This is a genomic window from Streptomyces sp. NPDC005374 (assembly GCF_042872225.1).
In the GTDB taxonomy this organism is placed as follows: Bacteria; Actinomycetota; Actinomycetes; order Streptomycetales; family Streptomycetaceae; genus Streptomyces.
Map to the genome: position 1 here is coordinate 79161 of NZ_JBIAKA010000016.1, position 21010 is coordinate 100170.

The 21010-nt window shown below is 71.6% G+C and carries 16 protein-coding genes; 9 read left to right on the forward strand and 7 right to left on the reverse strand.

The annotated features are described in order from the left end of the window. Positions 1-5: 5 nt before the first annotated feature. The 6 genes from ACFYRX_RS34190 to ACFYRX_RS34215 all read right to left on the reverse strand — a co-directional run bounded on the left by ACFYRX_RS34190 (position 6) and on the right by ACFYRX_RS34215 (position 5974). On the reverse strand, positions 6-998 hold the full coding sequence (locus tag ACFYRX_RS34190) for a phospholipase D-like domain-containing protein (protein ID WP_389108313.1): 993 nt from the start codon (positions 996-998) through the stop codon (positions 6-8). Between the two features lie 274 nt (positions 999-1272). Continuing rightward, positions 1273-2064 (reverse strand): hypothetical protein, encoded by a 792-nt coding sequence (locus ACFYRX_RS34195; RefSeq protein WP_389108315.1) that lies wholly within the window; start codon positions 2062-2064, stop codon positions 1273-1275. A gap of 153 nt (positions 2065-2217) precedes the next feature. Beyond that, a complete protein-coding gene (locus ACFYRX_RS34200; protein ID WP_389108318.1) occupies positions 2218-2886 on the reverse strand; it encodes a response regulator in 669 nt (222 codons plus the stop codon). After that, positions 2883-4163 (reverse strand): sensor histidine kinase, encoded by a 1281-nt coding sequence (locus ACFYRX_RS34205; protein WP_389108319.1) that lies wholly within the window; start codon positions 4161-4163, stop codon positions 2883-2885. The genes ACFYRX_RS34200 and ACFYRX_RS34205 overlap by 4 nt, the downstream gene beginning before the upstream one ends. Before the next feature lie 27 nt (positions 4164-4190). After that, positions 4191-5030 (reverse strand): ABC transporter permease, encoded by an 840-nt coding sequence (locus tag ACFYRX_RS34210; RefSeq protein WP_389108322.1) that lies wholly within the window; start codon positions 5028-5030, stop codon positions 4191-4193. Further along, positions 5027-5974 (reverse strand): ATP-binding cassette domain-containing protein, encoded by a 948-nt coding sequence (locus ACFYRX_RS34215; protein WP_389108325.1) that lies wholly within the window; start codon positions 5972-5974, stop codon positions 5027-5029. The genes ACFYRX_RS34210 and ACFYRX_RS34215 overlap by 4 nt, the downstream gene beginning before the upstream one ends. A 534-nt stretch (positions 5975-6508) precedes the next feature. Here ACFYRX_RS34215 and ACFYRX_RS34220 point away from each other — a divergent pair. The 6 genes from ACFYRX_RS34220 to ACFYRX_RS34245 all read left to right on the forward strand — a co-directional run bounded on the left by ACFYRX_RS34220 (position 6509) and on the right by ACFYRX_RS34245 (position 16420). Further along, the gene (locus tag ACFYRX_RS34220) at positions 6509-8335 is read left to right on the forward strand and encodes a gamma-glutamyltransferase family protein (RefSeq protein ID WP_389108328.1); all 1827 of its coding nucleotides are present in this window, start codon (positions 6509-6511) and stop codon (positions 8333-8335) included. Between the two features lie 187 nt (positions 8336-8522). Next, entirely contained in the window at positions 8523-9368 is an 846-nt protein-coding gene (locus tag ACFYRX_RS34225) for an inositol monophosphatase family protein (protein WP_389108331.1), read from the forward strand. A 150-nt stretch (positions 9369-9518) separates the two neighbouring features. Next, positions 9519-10931 (forward strand): phytoene desaturase family protein, encoded by a 1413-nt coding sequence (locus tag ACFYRX_RS34230; RefSeq protein ID WP_389108334.1) that lies wholly within the window; start codon positions 9519-9521, stop codon positions 10929-10931. 101 nt (positions 10932-11032) lie between these two features. Continuing rightward, a complete protein-coding gene (locus ACFYRX_RS34235) occupies positions 11033-11542 on the forward strand; it encodes an O-acetyl-ADP-ribose deacetylase (protein WP_389108337.1) in 510 nt (169 codons plus the stop codon). Between the two features lie 193 nt (positions 11543-11735). Further along, complete coding sequence (locus ACFYRX_RS34240) at positions 11736-12332, forward strand: hypothetical protein (RefSeq protein ID WP_389108340.1); 597 nt, start codon at positions 11736-11738, stop codon at positions 12330-12332. Between the two features lie 230 nt (positions 12333-12562). Beyond that, positions 12563-16420, forward strand: a complete 3858-nt coding sequence (locus ACFYRX_RS34245; RefSeq protein ID WP_389108343.1) for a glycoside hydrolase family 2 TIM barrel-domain containing protein — start codon at positions 12563-12565, stop codon at positions 16418-16420. 36 nt (positions 16421-16456) lie between these two features. Here ACFYRX_RS34245 and ACFYRX_RS34250 read toward each other — a convergent pair whose 3' ends face one another. Continuing rightward, entirely contained in the window at positions 16457-16816 is a 360-nt protein-coding gene (locus ACFYRX_RS34250; RefSeq protein ID WP_389108347.1) for an ArsR/SmtB family transcription factor, read from the reverse strand. A 68-nt stretch (positions 16817-16884) separates the two neighbouring features. Between ACFYRX_RS34250 and ACFYRX_RS34255 the strand changes: the two genes are divergently transcribed. The 3 genes from ACFYRX_RS34255 to ACFYRX_RS34265 are packed head-to-tail and all read left to right on the forward strand — an operon-like array spanning position 16885 to position 20960. After that, positions 16885-18924, forward strand: coding sequence for a heavy metal translocating P-type ATPase (locus ACFYRX_RS34255; RefSeq protein ID WP_389108350.1), 2040 nt, complete (start codon positions 16885-16887; stop codon positions 18922-18924). A 49-nt stretch (positions 18925-18973) separates the two neighbouring features. Next, complete coding sequence (locus ACFYRX_RS34260; RefSeq protein WP_389108353.1) at positions 18974-20455, forward strand: AlkA N-terminal domain-containing protein; 1482 nt, start codon at positions 18974-18976, stop codon at positions 20453-20455. Positions 20456-20474: 19 nt separating this feature from the next. Beyond that, positions 20475-20960 (forward strand): methylated-DNA--[protein]-cysteine S-methyltransferase, encoded by a 486-nt coding sequence (locus ACFYRX_RS34265; RefSeq protein WP_389108356.1) that lies wholly within the window; start codon positions 20475-20477, stop codon positions 20958-20960. Positions 20961-21010 lie beyond the last annotated feature (50 nt).

Below are 21010 nucleotides of genomic sequence, written 5' to 3' on the forward strand. Positions count from 1 at the left end.
GGCGACTACGCGGCCGTGCCGCCCGCGTAGTCGCCGTTGAACGTGGTCTCGACGGTGGTGGCCACCGACTGCGCGACCCCGGTGCCGGTCAGGATGATGCCCAACTCCCGGTTGTTGGAGAGCGAGTTGCTGCTGATGTTCATGGAGCCCGCCTCCACCTCCTGGGTCGCGAGGCCGTAGTCGGCGACCATGGCCTTGGCGTGGATGTAGAAGCCGTTGGGGTCGGAGTACCCGACGACCGTGCCGCCGGCCGCCTTGATCTCGGAGACCTCGTCGGCGTAGTCACCCGGCGTCTCCAGGACGACCCGTACCTTCACGCCCGCCTTCGCACGCGCCGCGACGGCGTCCACGACCGTGCTGTCGCTGAACTCGAGTTCCTGGACGTCGAGCGTCTTGGTGGCGGCGTTGATCACGGACAGCAGACGGCTGCGGGAGTCGGTGGGGGACCAGAGCAGGTGGTCGCCGTCGGTGGGCGTGACGGAGGTCCCGGCGTAGTCCGCGTTGAACACCTTCTCGATCGCGGCGACATCGCGGGTGTCGTCGGTGAACACCCCGTAGTCACGGCCGGTCGCGTAGTACTGGGAAGTCAGATTGCCGGTGAGGACAAGCGACTTGGTGCCGTTCACGGTGATCGTCTTCTGGTGCGTGTAGACGAAGCTCGACGGCGACCACACCACACCCACGCCCGCGTTCGTCAACGCCGTGTAGGCCGAGCTGTTGGCGCTCTGGTGCGCGCGGTCCAGAACGACCCGGACGGTGACGCCCTTGTTCTTCAGGGCTATGAGGTCGTTGACGGCTGTCGTGTCCTCGAGTTCGTACATGGTCATGTCGAGGGACGTGGTCGCCGAGTTGATGAAGTCGTAGATCGTGGGCTGACCGCTGCTCTGCGAGAAGGCGAACGCGGTGTAGCTCGCGGCACTGGCGGGGACGGAGGCGGCGAGTACGGCGGCACCGGCGGCGAGAGCGACTCCGGTACGGGTGAGGACCTTCCACAACATGCGTGACTCCTGGTCGAGTTGGTGCCCGCAGGGGGGCGGGCAACCGCATGGCACCACGCGCGTAGAACGCGCAGGAAGAGAAGGCCGGTGAACTCGGGGTTACCGATGGTCAGCACGGTCGGGCAAAAGGGACTTCGCGCAGGTGGGAGGCGGTTCATGAAGTTCTCGTGTGATCGCAAAATCTTCGTCGCGGAGCCGCCCGACCACCGTCGGGGTGCTCAGCTCGAACCGCTCCCTCGCCGAAGCGCAGCACCCCCTCGGCATCCCCGCGGCATCAGGAGACGGGCTTGCTCCGGACGTCCGTCCGGGAGACGGCCAGGTAGCCGACGAAGCCGATGATGGCCACCGTCCAGGACACGGTGACCGGTCCGAGGCCCAGGTCGAGTCCGCCCCTGCCGTGGCCGACGGCCATCCAGTCGGCGATCGACGCGCCGAGGGGACGGGTGATGACGTACGCGGCCCAGAAGGCCGTCACCGCGTTCAGGCCGCCCCGGTGGTGGGCGACGGCCGGAACGGCGATCGCGGCGGCGTACAGGACGACGGAGCCGAGGTAGCCGAGGCCGATCGTCGCGGTGAGGTCGCCGGCCGCGGTGCCGAGGGCGAAGGTGGCCAGGACCGCGGCCCAGTAGAAGGTCTCGCGCCGACGGGTGCGGACGCTGTGGATGGACAGGGTGCGTTCGCTCCGGTACCAGAGGGCGAAGACGGCGGCCAGCGCGGCCATGAAGAACGGGGTCGAGAGGATGTACGGCACGCCGAGGCCGACATGGAGCACGTCGGCGGCCATCGTGCCGAACACGCTCACCACGACGATCGCCGTCCAGTAGATCCAGGCCACGTACCGGCGGGCCGCGAACTGCACCGCCAGTGCGACCGCCAGGGCCAGACCACCGAGTGCGACCGCCGGGATCGGGCCGAGGAGGTGGGCGAGCCAGTCCGATGCCGTCTCGCCCATCCCGGTGGTCAGCACCTTGATGATCCAGAAGTAGACGGTCACCTCCGGCACCTTGCTCGCCGTGTGACGCATGTGCCCCAGGGGCTGGTTGTGAGTGAGGTGATCAGTCGGCATGGCAGGCACGATGACATGGCACCCTGCCGTTGCCCCAGCCCCCTTTGCCAGAGTTTTGGGGCTTCTGGTACGTGGGTTGCCCAAGGCCCGTCCCGACCTGGGTGGTGTCCTCGCAGCCGCGAACGCGGCCTGCCCGGACGGGCGTTCCCCGGCTCAGTCCGTGTTGGGCCGGGCGAGCCCGTGGTCGTAGGCGAAGATCACGGCCTGGATGCGGTCGCGGGCGCCGATCTTGGCCAGGACGCGGCCGACGTGGGTCTTGACGGTGGACTCGGACAGGACGAACCGGGTGGCGATCTCCCCGTTGGTCCAGCCCTTGCCGACGGCGACGAGGATCTCGCGCTCGCGGTCGGTGAGGGAGCCGAGTCCCGGTTCCTCGGTGGCGGCCGGGCGGTGGGCGGGGACGTAGCGGGCGTACTCGTCCAGAAGGCGGCGGGTGAGGGCGGGTGCGATGACGGCGTCGCCGGAGTCGACGGCCCGGATGCCGGCGAGGAGTTCCTCGGGGCGCGCGTCCTTGAGCAGGAAGCCGCTGGCGCCGGCCCGGATGGCGGCGTGCACGTACTCGTCGAGATCGAAGGTGGTGAGCACCAGGACGCGCGAGCGGCCGCCGGCGGCGACGATGCGGCGGGTGGCTTCGATGCCGTCCATGCCGGGCATCCGGACGTCCATCAGGACGACGTCCGGGCGCAGTTCGGCGGCCTTGCGGACGGCCTCGGCGCCGTGGGCGGCCTCGCCGACGACATCGGTCTCGGCGACGGAGTCCAGGAGCATGTGGAAGCCGTAGCGTTGCAGCGGCTGGTCGTCCACGATGAGCACGGTGGTCACCGGGCACCGCCCCGGGGCGTGAGGTCGAGGACGGCCTCGACGCTCCATCCTCCGCGGTCCGTCGGCCCCGCGCTGACGCTCCCGCCGTACAGAGCCGCTCTCTCCCGCATGCCCACCAGGCCGTGTCCTTCCTCGTTCGGTGGTCCGGGCGGTACGGCCGGACCGGTGTCCTGGATGCGCATGGTCAGCCGGTTGTCCTCGACGACGATCGCCAGGTGCACCCGGGTGCGGGTGTCGGCGTGCTTCAGGGTGTTGGTGAGGGCTTCCTGGACGATGCGGTACACCGTCAGCTGTACCCCGCCGTCCAGGGCGTCCACGTCGCCGGAGGTCCGGTAGACCACCTCCAGTCCGGCGGAGCGCACCTTGGCGCACAGTGCGCCGATGTCCACGACGCCGGGCTGCGGGCTGAGTTCGGGCCCGCCCGGGGTACCGTCCGCGGCCTCGCGCAGCACGCCGAGGACGCGCCGCAGCTCGCCGAGGGCCTGACGGCCGGTGTCGCCGATGAGCCGGAGGGCCTCCTTGCCGCGTTCGGGGGCGCTGTCGGTGGCGTAGGCGCCGGCGTCGGCGAGCGTGATGATGACGGACAGGTTGTGGCCGACGATGTCGTGCATCTCCCGGGCGACACGGGTGCGTTCGGTGGCCGTGGCCAGCCGGCTGCGCTGGTCGCGCTCGATCTCCAGCCGGGTGGCCCTCTCCCGCAGTCCGGCGAGCTGGGCCCGGCGGATCCGGACCATCATGCCGAGCGCGAGAGCCGCGGTCGCCGTGCTCAGCAGGAAGAACAGCGCGTCCCAGACGGACACTGCCGACGACACGCGTACGGCGACCAGCACCATGGCGCCCGCCATGGCCGCACAGGCCCACGGCAGTTGGCGCAGCCGCCCGTGCAGGGCCAGGCTGTACAGGGCGATGAAGAGGGCGACGTCCGCGCGCAGCGGGGTGTTGAGGGACCACTGCAGGACGAACACCGCCGTGATGACGGCGAACGCCGCCACCGGCCTCCTCCGCCGCCACAACAGCGGCAGCACCAGACCGGCCTGCAGGGCGAGCATCCCCGCCACGGGCAGCTGGGTGAACACGAGCCGGAACCGTCGCGGACCGTCGCCGTCACCGACGCCGTCGTGGAGCAGGTCGGGCAGGCAGAACATCAGGAAGACCAGGACGACGACCGCGGTGTCCAGCACCCACGGATGTGTCCGGTCGGCCTGCCGCAGCCGCCGGCCGCCCCGGGACAGCCGGGCGACCAGCGGCCCCATCCCGCTGATGTCATCGGTGGTCACGGACGTCACCTGTCCATGGTGCAGGCGTCAGACGTCACTGCGCGCGAGCCGGTACGCCGCGCCGCCCAGCGCCAGTACCGTCCAGGACAGGAAGACCAGCAGTCCGGTGCCCGGTGAGAGGGTCGTGGCGTCGTGCGTCAGGGCGAACATCGCCTGCCCCGCGTTGGACGGCAGGTAGGGGCTGATGTCGTCCTGCCAGGAGCTCGGCAGCAGGGAGATCAGCCCCGGGACCAGCATCAGGGCGGCCACCAGAACCGAGATCCCGCCGGCGACCGACCGCAGCAGCGCGCCGAGAGCGGTGCCGATCACCCCGACCAGGCCGAGGTAGAGCCCTGCGCCCAGGAGGCTGCGCAGGACGCCGGCGTGCGAGAGGCTCATGGCCGCGGGCGTGCCCGAGACGATGCCGCTCCCGATGAGGAAGGCGACGAACCCGCCCAGCGTTCCCACGACCAGCGCGACCAGCCCGAAGACGGCCGCCTTGGACCACAGCACGGGCAGTCTGCGCGGTACCGCGGCGAGCGTCGAGCGGATCATGCCGGTCGAGTACTCGCCCGCGGTGACGAGCACACCGAGCACGCCCAGGGCCAGCTGGGCGAAGTTCGTACCGAAGAGGGACAGACTGACGGCCGTCGCGTCGGCGAAGTCCCGGTCGGTGTGGCCGGAGTCGATCCCCGACTTGTAGTGGCTCGCGGAGATCAGGCCGAAGGCCACCAGGAACAGCAGACCGAGACCCAGGGTGATCCAGGTCGAGCGCAGGGACCACAGCTTGGCCCACTCCGAGGACAGCACGCGCCGTCCGGTCACCCGGTGGACGGGCCGGGCGGGGGTGGTGCGGGGTTCCTCGGCGGTTGCGGTGAGGGTGCTCACGCGGTCCTCCCTACGGCCTCGAGGGTCTCGATCCCGGTCGTGGAGCCGTGGTACTCCACGGCATCCCTGGTCAGCTCCATGAACGCCTCCTCCAGAGACACGGTCCGTGCGGTCAGCTCGAACAGCGCGATCCCGTGCTCGGCGGCCTTCAGCCCGATCTGGCGGGCGGTCAGCCCGGTCACCTGCAGTTGCTCGGAGCCGATCCGGCCGGTGACGTCGACGCCCGGCCCGGCCAGCACGTCCCGAAGCCGCGCCGGGTCCTGCGTCGCGACGTTCACCGTGTCGCCGCCCGCCTGGCGGATCAGGTCCGACACGGTCGTGTCGGCCAGCAGCCGACCGCGCCCGACGACGATCAGGTGGTCCGCGACCAGAGCCATCTCGCTCATCAGGTGGGAGGACACGAACACCGTCCGCCCCTCGTCGGAGAGCCCCTTGAGCAGGTTGCGGATCCAGAGCACGCCCTCCGGGTCCAGCCCGTTGACCGGCTCGTCCAGCATCACCGTGTGCGGATCGCCCAGCAGTGCCGCCGCGATGCCCAGCCGTTGGCCCATCCCGAGGGAGAAGGCACCGGCCCGCTTCTTCGCCACGCTGCCGAGTCCGGCGAGGTCGATCACCTCGTCGACCCGGCTGCCCGGGATGCCGTGGGTCAGCGCGAGTGCCCTGAGGTGGTTGTACGCCGAGCGGCCCGGGTGGATCGACTTCGCCTCCAGGAGGGCGCCGACCTCCTGGAGCGGCGCCTGGTGCCGGGCGTAGGGGCGGCCGTTCACGGTGACGGAGCCGCTCGTCGGGGCGTCGAGGCCGACGATCATGCGCATGGTCGTGGACTTGCCCGCGCCGTTGGGGCCCAGGAAGCCTGTCACCGTGCCCGGCTTCACCACGAAGTCCAGCCCGTCGACGGCCGTCTTGTCGCCGTACCGCTTGGTCAACTGGCGTGCGTCGATCATCCGCGCTCTCCCTCTGGGCCGGTGGCGTCCTGGCTTCCGACGCCTCACCGGCCACGCTAGGCGCCGCATCACCCCGATCCGGTGGTACCGGGAGGCTGAAACCGACGGGCACGTGGTACCGCGGTACTACGCGTCCACCTGCGGCGTCTTCCGGGTCCGCCGACTCCACGGCAGCGGCCTGCCGAAGGTGGCCGTCCGCAGGGCTCTGCGCCGTGAGCGATCCGACCTGGCGACGGAAGGCGGGCCGGCGGTCGTCGCGACGGTGGCGGACAGGGCCGTACAGGCAGCGAGGAGGAGGCCGACCGGCTGTGTTCCCTCCCCGTGTCCGGCGGCCGGCCGGCCCGGACGGACCCGCGGCAGTGCGGTGCACGACGACCAGGAGGCCGTGAGCGCGACCCGTTCAGGGCGATCGATAGCCTGCTCGTGGAGCGGGCCGAGGAGAGCGCTCGGCCGAACTCCCCGGATTCCCCCAGGACCGGTCCCGAGCGCCCATCGGTTCGGCCGACGCGCGGAAACTTCGAGGTGAGAGGCCGTATGTTCACGACCCGTCCCACCCTCCAGGGCACCTTCGGCATGGTGTCCTCCACCCACTGGCTGGCCTCGCAGTCGGCGATGGCGGTGCTGGAGGACGGCGGCAACGCGTACGACGCCGCGGTGGCCGGCGCCTTCGTCCTGCACGTCGTCGAGCCGCACCTCAACGGCCCCGCCGGTGAGGTACCGATCCTGCTCGCGCCGGCCGACGGGGAGGTGCGGGTGCTGTGCGGTCAGGGCGTCGCGCCCGCCGGGGCCACCGTCGCGCACTACCGGGGGCTGGGCCTGGAACTCGTGCCCGGCACCGGCCCCCTCGCCGCCGCCGTCCCGGGCGCCTTCGACGCCTGGATGCTGCTCCTGCGCGACCACGGGACCAAGTCCCTCGCAGAGGTCCTCAGGTACGCCATCGGGTACGCCGAGGACGGGCACGCGCCCGTGGAGAACGTCGGCGCGACCGTCGAGAGCGTGCGGCAGCTGTTCGAGACGGAGTGGACCTCGTCGGCGGAGGTCTATCTGCCGGGAGGACAGAGCCCTCGCCCCGGCTCGCTGTTCCGCAACCCCACGCTCGCCGCCACCTGGAAACGGCTGATCGACGAGGTGGCCGGGGCGGGCGACCGGGTCGCGCAGATCGAGGCGGCGCGCGAGGTGTGGCGTACCGGATTCATCGCCGAGGCGCTCGTACGGCAGGCCCGGCGGCCCACCATGGACACCAGCGGTTCGCGGCACACCGGCACGCTGACGGCCGCCGACCTCGCCGGATGGTCCGCGGCCTACGAGGCGCCCGCGATGTACGACTGGAACGGCTGGACCCTGTGCAAGGCCGGCCCCTGGAGCCAGGGACCGGTACTCCTCCAGCAGCTCGCGCTGCTGCCGCCCGAACTGCCCCGGTACGGGTCCGCGGAGTACGTCCATCTGCTGGTCGAGGGCTGCAAACTGGCCATGGCCGACCGTGAGGCCTGGTACGGGGACGCGGCCGAGGTGCCCCTCGGTGAGCTGTTGTCGCCGGAGTACAACGCGGGGCGGCGTGAACTCGTCGGCGACAAGGCCTCGTACGAGCTGCGGCCCGGCAGCCCAGGCGGGCGCGCCCCGCGGCTCAGCGCGCACGCGCGTGTGGTCGTCACCGACGCACCCGGTTTCAGCCCGATGGGGGTCGGGGAGCCGACGGTCGCGAAGAACCCCACCTCCCCGGTACCGGGTGAGCCCGAGACCGGTCCCGACGGCACCACCCGGGGCGACACCTGCCACATCGACGTCGTCGACCGCTGGGGCAACATGGTCGCCGCCACGCCCAGCGGAGGATGGCTGCAGTCCAACCCCGTCGTGCCCGAACTGGGCTTTCCGCTCGGCACCCGGCTCCAGATGGCCTGGCTGGAGGAGGGCCTGCCGAACTCCCTCACGCCCGGCCGCCGCCCCCGCACCACCCTCACCCCCTCGCTCGCCCTGCGCGCCGGGGTGCCGGTCCTGGCCTTCGGGACGCCCGGCGGGGACCAGCAGGACCAGTGGCAGCTCCACTTCTTCCTCGCCGTCGCCCTGCGTTCCCCGGTCCGCGGCGGCCTCGACCTCCAGGGCGCGATCGACGCCCCGAACTGGCACAACGACAGCTTCCCCGGCTCCTTCTACCCACGCGGCATGCGCCCGGGCAGTGTCACGGTGGAGGCGCGGACGGACCCGGAGGTGGTGGCGGAGCTACGGCGGCGGGGGCACGACGTGACGGTGGGCGAGCCCTGGTCGGAGGGACGGTTGTGCGCGGTGGCGCGGGACCCGGAGACGGGTGTGCTGTCGGCGGCGGCGAACCCCCGGGGGATGCAGGGGTACGCGGTGGGGCGGTGAGCGAGGCGCTGGGCGTAACGGTTCGCCGGGAGGCGACCCGGGCGGCGAGCCCCGACGGCGGTCGAGTGGGTCATGACGTCACGCCGGGGTACGCGGCCTCGCAGCCCGGTCCCGGTGTTCACGGCGATTCCAGTCGCTGTCCACCGGTCCGGGAGGGATTGTCAGTCCCGCGTGCTCTCATGGAGTCATGATCGGACACATGGAAACCATCGACGAGTTTCTCGACCGGCACACGGACGACGTGGAAGAGGCGGTGCGCAAGGCCGCCGCGGCCGAGATCATGCCGCGCTTCCGTCGGCTCGCCGCGCACGAGGTCGACCAGAAGAGCGGCCCCCACGACCTGGTCACGGACGCCGACCGGCTGGCCGAGCAGTACCTCACCAAGGTGCTCGGCGCGCTCCTTCCCGGCTCCGTGGTGGTCGGCGAGGAAGCGGTCCACGCCAACCCGGCGTCGTACGAGGCGATACAGGGCGACACCCCGGTCTGGATCGTCGACCCCGTCGACGGCACCCGCCAGTTCGTCCACGGCGACCCGGGCTTCTGCACGCTGGTCGCGCTCGCGAGAAACGGCGTCCTGCTCGCCTCCTGGACCTACGCACCCGCCCGTGACCAGCTGGCGACGGCACAGCGGGGCCGGGGCGCGTTCCTCGACGGCGAGCGGCTGCACGCGGGCTCCCCCACCCCCGGGCGGGACCTCCAAGTGGCCACCTCCCACCCGGACTACACGACGGACGAGGAGAAGCGAGCCCTGCGCTGCCTGTGGACGGACGGTGTCGCACCACGCCCGTGTGGCTCGGCCGGTCTGGAGTATCTCGCCGTCGCCCGTGGCGAGTTGGACGCGGTCGCGTTCTCCTGGGAGGCGGCCTGGGACCACGCGGCGGGCCTGCTGCTGGTCGAGGAGGCGGGCGGCGCCCATCTGACCCGCGCCGACGAACCCCTCCGCATCACGGGAGGCAACACCCTGCCGTTCACGGCCGCCCGCGACGCGGCGACGGCCCGCAGGATACGGGGCCTGCTGGCGGGCGAGGCCTGACGCGGCACCGGGGCCCGCGGGGGAGGCCGGGACACCCCGGGCCTCGATGCCCGCCTGCCCGACTTACCCCCGAACCCCGGGACTGTCGGCACCCCGGCATATCCTGATCCTCTGGCCATCGGCTGACGAAGGGGTCCGAAGGTGCCGTCGATGCTCGATGTGGTCGTGGTGGGTGCGGGGCCGAACGGACTGACGGCTGCCGTGGAGCTGGCCCGGCGCGGCTTCTCCGTGGCCGTCTTCGAAGCGCGGGGCACCGTGGGCGGGGGAGCCCGCACCGAGGAGCTGACCCTCCCAGGCTTCCTCCACGACCCGTGTTCCGCGGCCCACCCGCTCGGCATCAACTCCCCGGCGTTCCGCGCCCTGCCCCTGGAGCGCTACGGCCTGGAGTGGCTGCACGCGGAGCTGCCCATGGCGCATCCCTTCACCGACGGCACCGCCGCCGTCCTGTCGAGGTCGGTCGCCGAGACGGCCGCCTCGTTCGGGCCGCGTGACGCGGGCACCTACCGCAGGCTGGTCGAACCGTTCCTGCCCAAGTGGGACACCCTGGCCCGCGACTTCATGTCCCTGCCCCTGACCGCGTTGCCCCGCGACCCGGTCACCCTCGCCCGTTTCGGTCTCGTCGGTCTGCCGCCGTCGACATGGCTGATGCGCCGCTTCCGTGACGAGCGTGCGAAGACCCTGTTCGCCGGTCTCGTCGCGCATGTGATGGCCCCGCTCGACGGCCTCGCCACCGGCGCCATCGGCCTGGTCTTCGCCCTCGCCGCGCACGCCCGCGGCTGGCCCGTGGCCCGCGGCGGCTCCCAGTCCATCTCCGACGCCCTCACCGCGTACCTCAAGGACCTCGGCGGCACCGTTCACACCGACTTCGAGGTCAAGCGCCTTGACGACCTGCCGCCCGCCCGCGCGTATGTCTTCGACACCTCGCCGACGGCCCTTGCCCGCATCGCCGGCTTCGGCAGCTACTACGACGGCTACCGCTACGGCCCGGGCGTCTTCAAGGTCGACTACGCCCTCGACGGCCCCGTTCCGTGGACCGCGAAGGAGGCGCGCGGCGCGGGCACCGTGCAGATCGGCGCCGACACCGCGGAGATCGGCACCGCCCTGCGTGCCGCGTCCCGGGAGGGCCGCGCCCCTGACCGGCCGTTCATGATCACCGTGCAGCCCAGTGTCGTGGACCCCGGCCGGGCTCCGGCCGGAAAGCACGTGTTCTGGGCCTACGGCCATGTCCCCAGCGGCTGGACCGGCGACCTCACCGACGCCCTCGAACGCCAACTGGAGCGCTTTGCCCCGGGATTCCGCGACCGTGTCCTCGCCCGCGCCACCGCGGGCCCGCCCGAACTGGCCGCACGCAACGCCAACTACGTCGGCGGCGACATCGCCTCCGGCGCGGTCAGCGGACTCCAGACCATGCTGCGCCCCAGGCTGTCCCTCTCCCCGTACGGCACCCCGCACCCGGCCGTCTTCATCTGCTCCTCGGCGACCCCGCCGGGGCCGGGCGTGCACGGCATGTCGGGCCACAACGCGGCGAAGGCGGTCTGGCGCAGGCTGCGGCAGCAGAGCTGAGATCCACGGTCCTCGACATCTGATCCCGCGGGCGGTGGAGAGGTCCGCACCCGGGGACCCGCAGCGACGTCTCGGCCCGCGCGGCTGCTATAGAGGCGGTCATGGCCACCATCACGCTTGTCCAGGGCGACATCACGCGCGTGAGCGCCGACGCGATCGTCAACGCCGCGAACTCCTCCCTCCTCGGCGGGGGAGGAGTCGACGGCGCCATCCACCGCCGAGGCGGCCCCGCGATCCTGGCCGACTGCCGAAAGCTGCGCGCCTCGCACTACGGCAAGGGTCTGGCCACCGGCAAAGCCGTCGCCACCACCGCCGGCAAGTTGGACGCCCGGTGGGTGATCCACACCGTCGGCCCCCGCCACAGCCACCAGGAGGACCGCTCGACCCTGCTGGCCTCCTGCTACCGCGAGTCACTGCGCGTCGCCGACGAACTCGGAGCACGGACGGTCGCCTTCCCCGCGGTCTCCGCCGGTATCTACGGCTGGCCGATCGACGACGCCGCCCGGATCGCGATGGCGACCGTACGGGAGACGCCGACCGCCGTCGACGAGGTCCGGTTCGTGCTCTTCGACGACGCGACGTACCAGGCGTTCGCACGGCACCTGTGCTGACCCGCCATCACGGGCGGCACACCCTTACGGACGAATGTGCTCCGAGCGCCGAAGAGACAGCCGTACAGGGCAAAGAGCCTGGTCGCGCCGGTGCGGGCGGCCTGCGGGGGTGGCCCGGCGTTCCGTGATCGGTTGCGGGAGGGCGGGCCGCTTCCCACGGTGGGCCCAAGGAAGTTCTTCGAAAGGAACGTGCATGCGCCCCCTCGTCTCCCGCGGCCTTCTCCTGCCGCCCCTGGTCTGTGCCGCGCTGATCCTCGGCCCGGTCGGCACCGCGGCCGCCGTCACCGACGCGGGCCGTGCAGCAACGGACCACGGGGTGGCGCAGCCGGCCACCTGGTACGGCACCGACAACGCGGACACCCTGGTGGACCGCCTCGACGCACTGGACCGGGCCGAGCGCGGCAGCGTCCTGCAGCCCCTCCTGGACGCCGTCGCCGACATCACCGCCCTGGACGGCATCCACCTCGACGCGAGCGAGGCGGCCGCCCACGCGAAGGCCGTGGAGGCGGCGAACGCTCAGGTCCAGGAAGAGCTGCGGCAGTTGAGCGGCACCGACCGGTCCGCGGCGGCGGCCGACCCGGTCTCCGACCTGGTGGCCTCGCTCCAGTCGACGATCGACGACCTCATCAAGTCGCTGACCTCGCTGGACCTGGGCGGGGTGCTGAGTTCGGTCACCGGACTCCTGGGCGCCGTACTCGGCGCCGTCACCGGCCTCCTCGGCGGCGGCCTCCCCTCACTGTCCGCCGTGCCGGCCCTGCCCGCCCTGCCGGCGCTGCCTGCCACCGGCTGAGACGAGGGCACAGCACCGCAGCAGCACGGCACCCCCGCGTGATCGCACGCGGGGGTGCCGTCTGTCGTCATGTCCCCAGGACCACTCAAAGTCCGACAGAGTCATTGCCTGGGAAGTCTTCGGGATCTAGGTTGAGTCGCATCCTGTGCCTCAAAGTCACCAATAGCGCACAGGAATTGACGCTCCCTCAGTACGTACACCGCACTGTCGTCCCGAGGAAGGTTCCCCCCATGTCCCATCCGTATCCGCCCGCTCCCATCAGCCGCCGACGTCTGCTCGAGTCGGGCGCGGCCGTCCTCGGCGCCCTCGCCCTCTCCTCGGGTCCCCTGGCCGGCCGCGGCCACGCGGCGGAGGGTTCCCCGCAGTGGAACGGCGCCATCGACCTCTTCCAGGTGGGCACCGAGCCGCCGCACACCACCCTCATGCCGTACGCGGACGTCGGCCAGGCGCTCACCGCCGACCGCACCCGCTCGCCGTACCGCCTCAGCCTCGACGGCACATGGAAGTTCGCCTACGCCGACCGCCCCGCCGACCGGGACGTCGACTTCTACGGCACGGACGTGGACGACAGGGACTGGGACACGATTCCCGTCCCCTCGGTCTGGCAGGTGCATGGCTACGACTTCCCGATCTACGTCAACATCACCTACCCGTGGTGGGGTCCCAACGGCCTCGGTGAGGAGGCCCAGCCGCCCGCAGCCCCGACCCGCTACAACCCGGTCGGCCAGTACAGACGCAGCTTCACCGTCCCGAAGGACTGGTCGGGACGGCGGACCTTCCTGCACTTCGAGGGCGTCAAGTCCGCCCACTACGTGTGGATCAACGGCGAACTCGTCGGCTACCACGAGGACTCCTACACCCCCGCCGAGTACGACATCACCGAGCACCTCAAGCCGGGCAGCAACCAGATCGCCGTCGAGGTCTACCGCTTCTCCGACGGCGACTGGCTGGAGGACCAGGACATGATCCGGCTGAGCGGCATCTTCCGCTCGGTCCACCTCTACTCCACCCCGGCCGTTCACCTGCGCGACTTCAAGCTGGACACCCCGCTCGGCGACGACTACACCTCCGCCGAACTCTCGGTCACCGCGAGCGTGCGCGACTACGGCGGCGGCAACCAGGGCCGCTACACGGTCGAGACCCAGCTCTACGACGCCGGCGGCCACGCGGTCTGGTCCCGCCCCCTCCAGCAGGCCGCGGCCCTCGACGCCGGAGCCGAGACGACCGTACAGGCCGCGAAAGCCGTACCAGCGCCCAAGCTTTGGTCGGCCGAGCACCCGAACCTCTACACCGCCGTCCTGCGGCTGCGCGACCCCGCGGGCAAGGTGATCGAGACGCTCTCGCACCGTGTCGGCCTGCGCGAGTTCGCGCTCAAGGACGGGCTGATGCGCATCAACGGCAAGCCCGTCTCCCTTCGCGGCACCAACCGCCACGAGATGCACCCCGACCGCGGCACCGCGCTCACCCGCGCGGACCTCGTGAAGGACATCACGATCATCAAGCGGCTGAACATCAACTCCGTCCGCACCTCGCACTACCCCAACAACCCGCTGTGGTACGAACTCGCCGACGAGTACGGCCTCTACCTGGTCGACGAGACCAACCTGGAGACCCACGGCATCCGGGACGAGTACCCCGGCAACCACCCCGACTGGAGCGCGGCGTGCGTGGCCCGCGCCCAGAACATGGTCCACCGCGACAAGAACCACGCCTCGGTGGTCATCTGGTCGCTGGGCAACGAGGCGGGCGGCGGCAGCACCTTCGTGAACATGCGCGACTGGATCAAGTCGTACGACACCACCCGCGTCGTCCAGTACGAGGGCGACGACCGGCCCACCATCAGCGACATCCGCTCCGAGATGTACGAGAGCCCCGCACGTGTCGAGCAGCGCGCCAAGGACACCGCGGACACCCGGCCGTACGTGATGATCGAGTACTGCCACGCGATGGGCAACTCCAACGGCAACTTCAAGAAGTACTGGGACATCGTCCGCCGCTACCCCGTCCTCCAGGGCGGCTGGATCTGGGACTTCGTGGACCAGTCCCTCACCGAGCGGGTCCCGCTGCGCCAGTTGCTGACCGAGACCGGTCCCGGCGCGCTGACGGGCGAAGTCCTCCCGGCGAGCGCCAGGTTCGACCATGCCAAGGGGGTCGACGGCGGCACGGTCTTCGCCCGCGACCCCGGCCTCGACCTCCACGGCTCGCTGACCCTGGAGGCCTGGGGCACCCCGAAGGTGACGAGCGGTCACCAGCCGCTCATAGCCAAGGGCGACACCCAGTACGCCCTCAAACAGTCCGGGAAGACACTGGAGTTCTTCATCTACGGCGGCGGCCAGTGGATCACCGCCACCTGGACGCTGCCGGACGACTGGACGGGCCGCGAGCACCATGTCGCCGGTGTCTTCGACGCGGACGCGGGCACGCTGACCCTCCATGTGGACGGCCAGGTCAGGGCGACCCGGACCACGACACAGCGGCCCGGCAGCAACACCGCGCCCCTCGCGCTGGCCGTCGATGTCGACAACCCCACACGGGAGTTCAGCGGCTCCATCCGGAAGGCGCGTGTGTACGCCCGCGCCCTGAGCGCCACCGAACTGGCCTCCGACAGCAGGCAGTCGGGGGACCAGGGAGTGCGGTTCTGGTTCGACGCGGCCACCGTCGGACTGAGCGAGAAGCGGTCCGCCGAGAAGACCTTCTTCGCGTTCGGCGGCGACTGGGGCGACAACCCCAACGACGGTGCCTTCGTCGCGGACGGCATCGTCACCGCCGACCGCGGACACACCGGCAAGGCCGCCGAGGTCAAGCGGATCTACCAGGCGGTCAACGCGGCTTGGGGGCAGGGTGGGGCGGTGACCCTGACCAACGAGTACCTGTTCACCAACCTCCGCGAATTCGACGGGAGTTGGGCACTCGTCGCCGACGGCAAGGTGGTGCAGCGCGGAAAGCTGACGCGGGACCAACTCGATCTGGCGCCGCTGGCCGGCAAGGAGATCACCGTCCCCTACAAGCTGCCGAACACCCCGGCGCCGGGCACCGAGTACTTCCTCCGGCTCTCCTTCACCACCAAGGAGTCCACGCCCTGGGCGAAGGCCGGCTTCGAGGTGGCCGCGCAGCAACTCGCGGTCGACGCGGGCAGTCCGGCGGTGACACCGGTGCCGCTGGCCAAGGTCCCGGTGCTGTCGCACGAGGACACGTCGGACCAGGTCACCGTCACCGGCAAGGGGTTCTCCGTCACGGTCGACAAGGGCAGCGGGACCATCACCTCGTACGAGGCCCGCGGCACCCGGCTGATCAACGGCGGGCCCGTGCCGAACTTCTGGCGGGCACCCACCGACAACGACCACGGCAACGGACAGCACACCCGCAACCAGACCTGGCGCGACGCCGGCGCGAACCGCAAGGTCACCGAGGTGGGCGTGCGGGCGCTGGGGGACAGGGCCGTCGAGATCAAGGTGGCCGGCACCCTGCCCACGACGACCGTGTCGACGTACACCACGACCTACACCGTCTTCGGCAACGGTGAGGTCAGGGTCGACAACACCCTGCACCCGGGGGCGAGTTCACTGCCGTACATCCCGGAGATCGGCACGATCCTGTTCCTGCCGCGACGCCTGGACCGGCTGCACTACTACGGCCGCGGACCCGAGGAGAACCACTGGGACCGCAACGACGGTACGGACGTGGGGATTTGGTCCGGGACCGTCGCCGAGCAGTGGACCCCCTACATCCGCCCGCAGGAGAACGGCAACAAGACGGATGTGCGCTGGGCCGCCCTGACCGACCGTCACGGAGTCGGACTGCTCGTCTCCGGTGAGCCGCTCCTGGAGGTCAACGCCTCGCACTTCACCCCGGAGGACCTGTCGAACGGGGTGCGGCACGACTACCAGCTCACCCCGCGCGACGCGGTCGTCCTGCGGGTGAACCACCGGCAGATGGGCGTCGGCGGTGACAACAGCTGGGGCGCGCACACCCACGACGAGTACAAGCTGTTCGCCAACACGGACTACGCGTACACCTACCGGCTGCGTCCGCTGACGGACGTGACGCGGGCGACAGCGGCCTCGCGCCGGCCGACGGCGGGGGAGTAGGCGCAGGGGCGCTCGGAGTGATCCGCTCCGGGCGCCCTACTCCGCCGTGTCGCTGAGCCCCAGCCGCAGATGCTCGACGTGGTACACGGCCTGGTCGAGGAGTTCGGCGACGTGGTGGTCGTGCAGCGCGTACACCACCGACCGGCCGCTGCGCTCACCCACGACGAGGCCCAGGTTGCGCAGCAGGCGCAACTGGTGCGAGCACGCCGACTGCTCCATGCCGACCTCGGCGGCCAACTCCGTGGCGGGCAACGGTCCTTCGCGCAGTCTCGCGAGGATCAGCAGACGGGACGGGGTGGAGAGAGCCTGGAGCGTGGTGGCCACTTTGGCGACATTGGCCGCGTCCAGGCGTACGCGCTCTTCGGCGGCGTTGGTGGTGACGGCTCCATGACCCATGGGCGGTATCTTACCCGCCGTACATGAACAGATGAACGAGTCTTCATGTGTTCCTGTATGGTGCTCGGGTGTCCACGACTCTCACCCCCGTCCGCGTCCCCCCGACCGCTCGTCCGGCGCCCCACCGCCGCACCCGGGTGCTGGCCCTCCCCGAGGCCCGCTGGGCGCTGGCCTCGACGATCGCGTTCCTGCTCGGCCTCGCACTGGACCTCGGCGGCCTCCCGTGGTGGGCGTACGGCCCCCTGTACGCGGTCGCCTACCTCACCGGCGGCTGGGAACCGGCGCTCGAGGGGCTGCGGGCGCTCCGCGAGCGGACCCTGGACGTCGACCTGCTGATGATCGTCGCGGCGCTGGGCGCCGCCGCGATCGGACAGGTCCTGGACGGTGCCCTGCTGATCGTCATTTTCGCCACGTCCGGCGCCCTGGAGGCCCTGGCCACCGCCCGGACCGCCGACTCGGTGCGGGGGCTGCTGGATCTCGCGCCCTCCGTCGCCACCCGGCTTACCGGCGACGGCGACGGAGACGGCGTCGGTATCGGTATCGGCATCGGCATCGGCGAGGAGAGCGTCCCCACCGCTGAACTCGCCGTAGGTGACGTTCTGTTGATCCGGCCCGGCGAGCGCATCGGTGCCGACGGCCGGGTTCTGGACGGCGCGAGCGAGGCCGACCAGGCCACCATCACCGGCGAACCCCTTCCGGTCGCCAAGGGCCCCGGCGACGAGGTCTTCGCCGGCACCCTCAACGGCACCGGCGCGCTGCGCGTACGCGTCGAGCGCGACCCCGCCGACTCCGTGATCGCCCGCATCGTGACGCTGGTCGAGGAGGCCTCGCGCACCACGGCGCCGACGCAGCTGTTCATCGAGAAGGTCGAGCAGCGGTACGCGGTCGGGATGGTGATGGCCACGCTCGCCGTGTTCGGTGTCCCGCTGCTGTTCGGCGCCGACCTCACGGACGCGTTGCTGCGCGCGATGACCTTCATGACCGTCGCCTCACCCTGCGCGGTCGTCCTCGCGACCATGCCGCCGCTGCTTTCCGCCATCGCCAACGCCGGCCGGCACGGCGTCCTGGTCAAGTCGGCGGTCGCGATGGAGCGGCTGGGGGAGGTGGACGCCGTGGCGCTCGACAAGACGGGGACGCTGACCGAGGGGATGCCGGAGGTGACGGCCGTACGGCCGCTGCCGGGAGCCGGGCTCGACGAGGACGGGTTGCTGGCGCTGGCGGCGGCGGCCGAGCACCGGAGCGAGCATCCGCTGGCGCGGGCGATCGTGCGGGCGGCGGGGGAGCGCGGGCTGCGGATGGCCGTCGCGCGGGATTTCGCCGCCGTGCCCGGGCACGGGGTGACGGCAGTGGTCGAAGGGCGGGTGATCGAGGTCGGCCGGGTACCGGGCCGGGGGATCGGACACACTTCCGGACCGACGCATACCGCCCCGGTCGCCGGTGAGGAGCGCGCCGATCCGCCCTCGACGGGCACTCCCGGCTCCGAGGCCGGCGCCACCGTCGTCCTCGTGACCGGCGACGGCATCCCCCTCGGCACCCTCGCCCTCACCGACCGTCTCCGCCCCGGCGCCCCCGCCACCACCGCCGCGCTCACCGCCCTGACCGGCACCGCCCCCGTCCTGCTCACCGGCGACAACGCCGGGGCCGCCGCCCGCGTCGCCGACGCCACCGGCCTGGTGGACGTCCGCGCGGACCTGCTGCCCGAGGACAAGGTGAACGCCCTAAGAGAGCTCCAGGACGCCGGGCGCAAGGTGCTGTTCGTCGGGGACGGCGTCAACGACGCTCCCGCGCTCGCCGCCGCCCACTCCGGCGTCGCAATGGGGCGGGCGGGCTCCGACCTGGCACTGGAGACGGCTGACTCAGTGGTCGTACGGGACGAGCTCACGACCGTTCCGGCGGTCGTGGGGCTGTCCCGGGCCGCCCGCCGGCTGGTCGTCCAGAACCTGGTGATCGCGGGTGCCTTCATCACCGGATTCGTCCTGTGGGACCTCCTCGGCCACCTCCCGCTGCCGCTCGGTGTCGCGGGCCACGAGGGCTCGACGGTCCTGGTCGGCCTGAACGGGCTGCGGCTGCTGAAGGAGTCCGCCTGGGTCCGGCACACGGGAGGCTGATGTCGGATTCCCGCCAGCCCGGGCCCCGCCGGTGGCCGATGCTGGACACATGCAGACGGGGATGCACACCGAGACCGAGCGCTGCGTGCGCGCGGTGCAATCGAAGGACGCGCGGTTCGACGGCTGGTTCTTCACGGCCGTCCTGACCACCCGTATCTACTGCCGGCCCAGCTGCCCGGTCGTACCGCCCAAGCCCGCGAACATGACCTTCTACCCGAGCGCGGCGGCCTGCCAGCAGGCGGGTTTCCGGGCCTGCAAACGGTGCCGGCCCGACACCAGCCCCGGCTCGCCGGAGTGGAACCAGCGCGCCGACCTCGTGGCCCGCGCGATGCGCCTGATCGCCGACGGAGTGGTCGACCGCGAGGGCGTGCCCGGCCTCGCCGCCCGGCTCGGCTACAGCACCCGGCAGATCGAACGCCAGCTGCTCGCCGAGCTGGGCGCGGGTCCGCTGGCGCTCGCCCGGGCCCAGCGCGCCCAGACGGCGAGGATCCTCATCGAGACGACCGCGCTCCCGATGGCGGACATCGCCTTCGCGGCCGGGTTCTCCGCGATCCGCACCTTCAACGACACCGTGCGCGAGGTCTTCGCGCTCGCACCGAGCGACCTGCGCGCCCGGGCACCGAGGAGGGCGGAGGGAGGCACCCGGGGCGTGCTGAGTCTGCGCCTGCCGTTCCGCGCGCCCCTCAACCCCGACAACCTCTTCGGCCACCTCGCGGCGACCGCCGTCCCGGGCGTGGAGGAGTGGCGGGACGGGGCGTACCGGCGCACCCTGCGGCTGCCGTACGGACACGGCGTCGTGGCCCTCGCCCCACGGCCCGACCACATCGCCTGCCGACTGACGCTCGGCGACCTGCGCGACCTCACCGTCGCGATCAGCCGCTGCCGCCGCATGCTCGACCTGGACGCCGACCCCGTAGCGATCGACGACCACCTGCGCACGGACCCGCTCCTGGCACCCCTGGTGGACAAGGCCCCCGGCCGACGCGTCCCACGCACGGTGGACGAGGAGGAGTTCGCGGTACGGGCCGTGCTGGGCCAGCAGGTCTCCACGGCGGCGGCCCGCACCCACGCGGCCCGCCTGGTCGCAGCCCACGGCGAACCGGTGGACGACCCCGACGGCGGCCTCACCCACCTGTTCCCGTCCTCCGAGGCGCTGGCCACGCTGGACCCCGCCTCGCTCGCGATGCCCCGCACCCGCCGTACGACCTTCACCACCCTGGTGGGTCAACTGTCCTCCGGGGCCCTTGGGTTGGGCGTCGAGAGCGACTGGGCGGAAGCCCGCGCCCGCCTCCTCGACCTGCCCGGATTCGGTCGCTGGACGGTCGACGTCATCGCCATGCGCGCCCTCGGCGACCCGGACGCCTTCCTTCCGACCGACCTCGGAATCCGCCGCGCCGCCCAGGAGTTGGGCCTGCCCTCGACCCCGGCGGCGCTCACGGCCCGAGCGGCGGCCTGGCGGCCCTGGCGGGCCTACGCGGTCCAGTACCTGTGGGCGACCGACAGCCACCCGATCAATTCCCTTCCCGTATGAGCACGTTCGAGGACAGCCCATGACCAGGCAGCACACCGTGATCGACAGCCCCTACGGTCCCCTGACCCTCGTCGCCGACGACGGCGTCCTGTGCGGCCTCTATATGACCGCCCAGCGCCACCGCCCGCCCGAGGAGACCTTCGGCACGCCGGACGACAGATGGTCCAAGGAAGCCGAGGACCAGCTGAAGGCGTATTTCGAGGGCGAGTTGAAGGAGTTCACCCTGGAACTGCGCCTGCACGGAACGCCGTTCCAGCGCGAGGTCTGGGAACAGCTCCGCGGGATCCCGCACGGCGAGACCCGCACCTACGGCGAACTCGCCGACGCCCTCGGCAACCCCAAGGCCTCCCGCGCGGTCGGCCTCGCCAACGGCAGGAACCCGATCGGCATCATCGTCCCCTGCCACCGAGTGGTCGGCGCGAACGGCAGCCTCACGGGATACGGCGGCGGGCTGGAGCGGAAGCAGCAACTGCTGGACTTCGAGCGGGGGGAGGCGCTGTTCTAGCGGCACGGACACCGACCGAAGCATGGTGACCACAGGTCCGACTAGGGGTC

Bases quoted from the DNA above. Each gene is read 5' to 3' on its own strand.
- ACFYRX_RS34220 (WP_389108328.1), top strand. From the start codon at position 6,509: ATGTTCACGACCCGTCCCACCCTCCAGGGCACCTTCGGCATGGTGTCC.
- ACFYRX_RS34195 (WP_389108315.1), bottom strand. From the start codon at position 2,064: ATGCCGACTGATCACCTCACTCACAACCAGCCCCTGGGGCACATGCGT.
- ACFYRX_RS34230 (WP_389108334.1), top strand. From the start codon at position 9,519: ATGCTCGATGTGGTCGTGGTGGGTGCGGGGCCGAACGGACTGACGGCT.
- ACFYRX_RS34245 (WP_389108343.1), top strand. From the start codon at position 12,563: ATGTCCCATCCGTATCCGCCCGCTCCCATCAGCCGCCGACGTCTGCTC.
- ACFYRX_RS34215 (WP_389108325.1), bottom strand. From the start codon at position 5,974: ATGATCGACGCACGCCAGTTGACCAAGCGGTACGGCGACAAGACGGCC.
- ACFYRX_RS34240 (WP_389108340.1), top strand. From the start codon at position 11,736: ATGCGCCCCCTCGTCTCCCGCGGCCTTCTCCTGCCGCCCCTGGTCTGT.
- ACFYRX_RS34250 (WP_389108347.1), bottom strand. From the start codon at position 16,816: ATGGGTCATGGAGCCGTCACCACCAACGCCGCCGAAGAGCGCGTACGC.
- ACFYRX_RS34265 (WP_389108356.1), top strand. From the start codon at position 20,475: ATGACCAGGCAGCACACCGTGATCGACAGCCCCTACGGTCCCCTGACC.
- ACFYRX_RS34235 (WP_389108337.1), top strand. From the start codon at position 11,033: ATGGCCACCATCACGCTTGTCCAGGGCGACATCACGCGCGTGAGCGCC.
- ACFYRX_RS34225 (WP_389108331.1), top strand. From the start codon at position 8,523: ATGATCGGACACATGGAAACCATCGACGAGTTTCTCGACCGGCACACG.
- ACFYRX_RS34190 (WP_389108313.1), bottom strand. From the start codon at position 998: ATGTTGTGGAAGGTCCTCACCCGTACCGGAGTCGCTCTCGCCGCCGGT.
- ACFYRX_RS34260 (WP_389108353.1), top strand. From the start codon at position 18,974: ATGCAGACGGGGATGCACACCGAGACCGAGCGCTGCGTGCGCGCGGTG.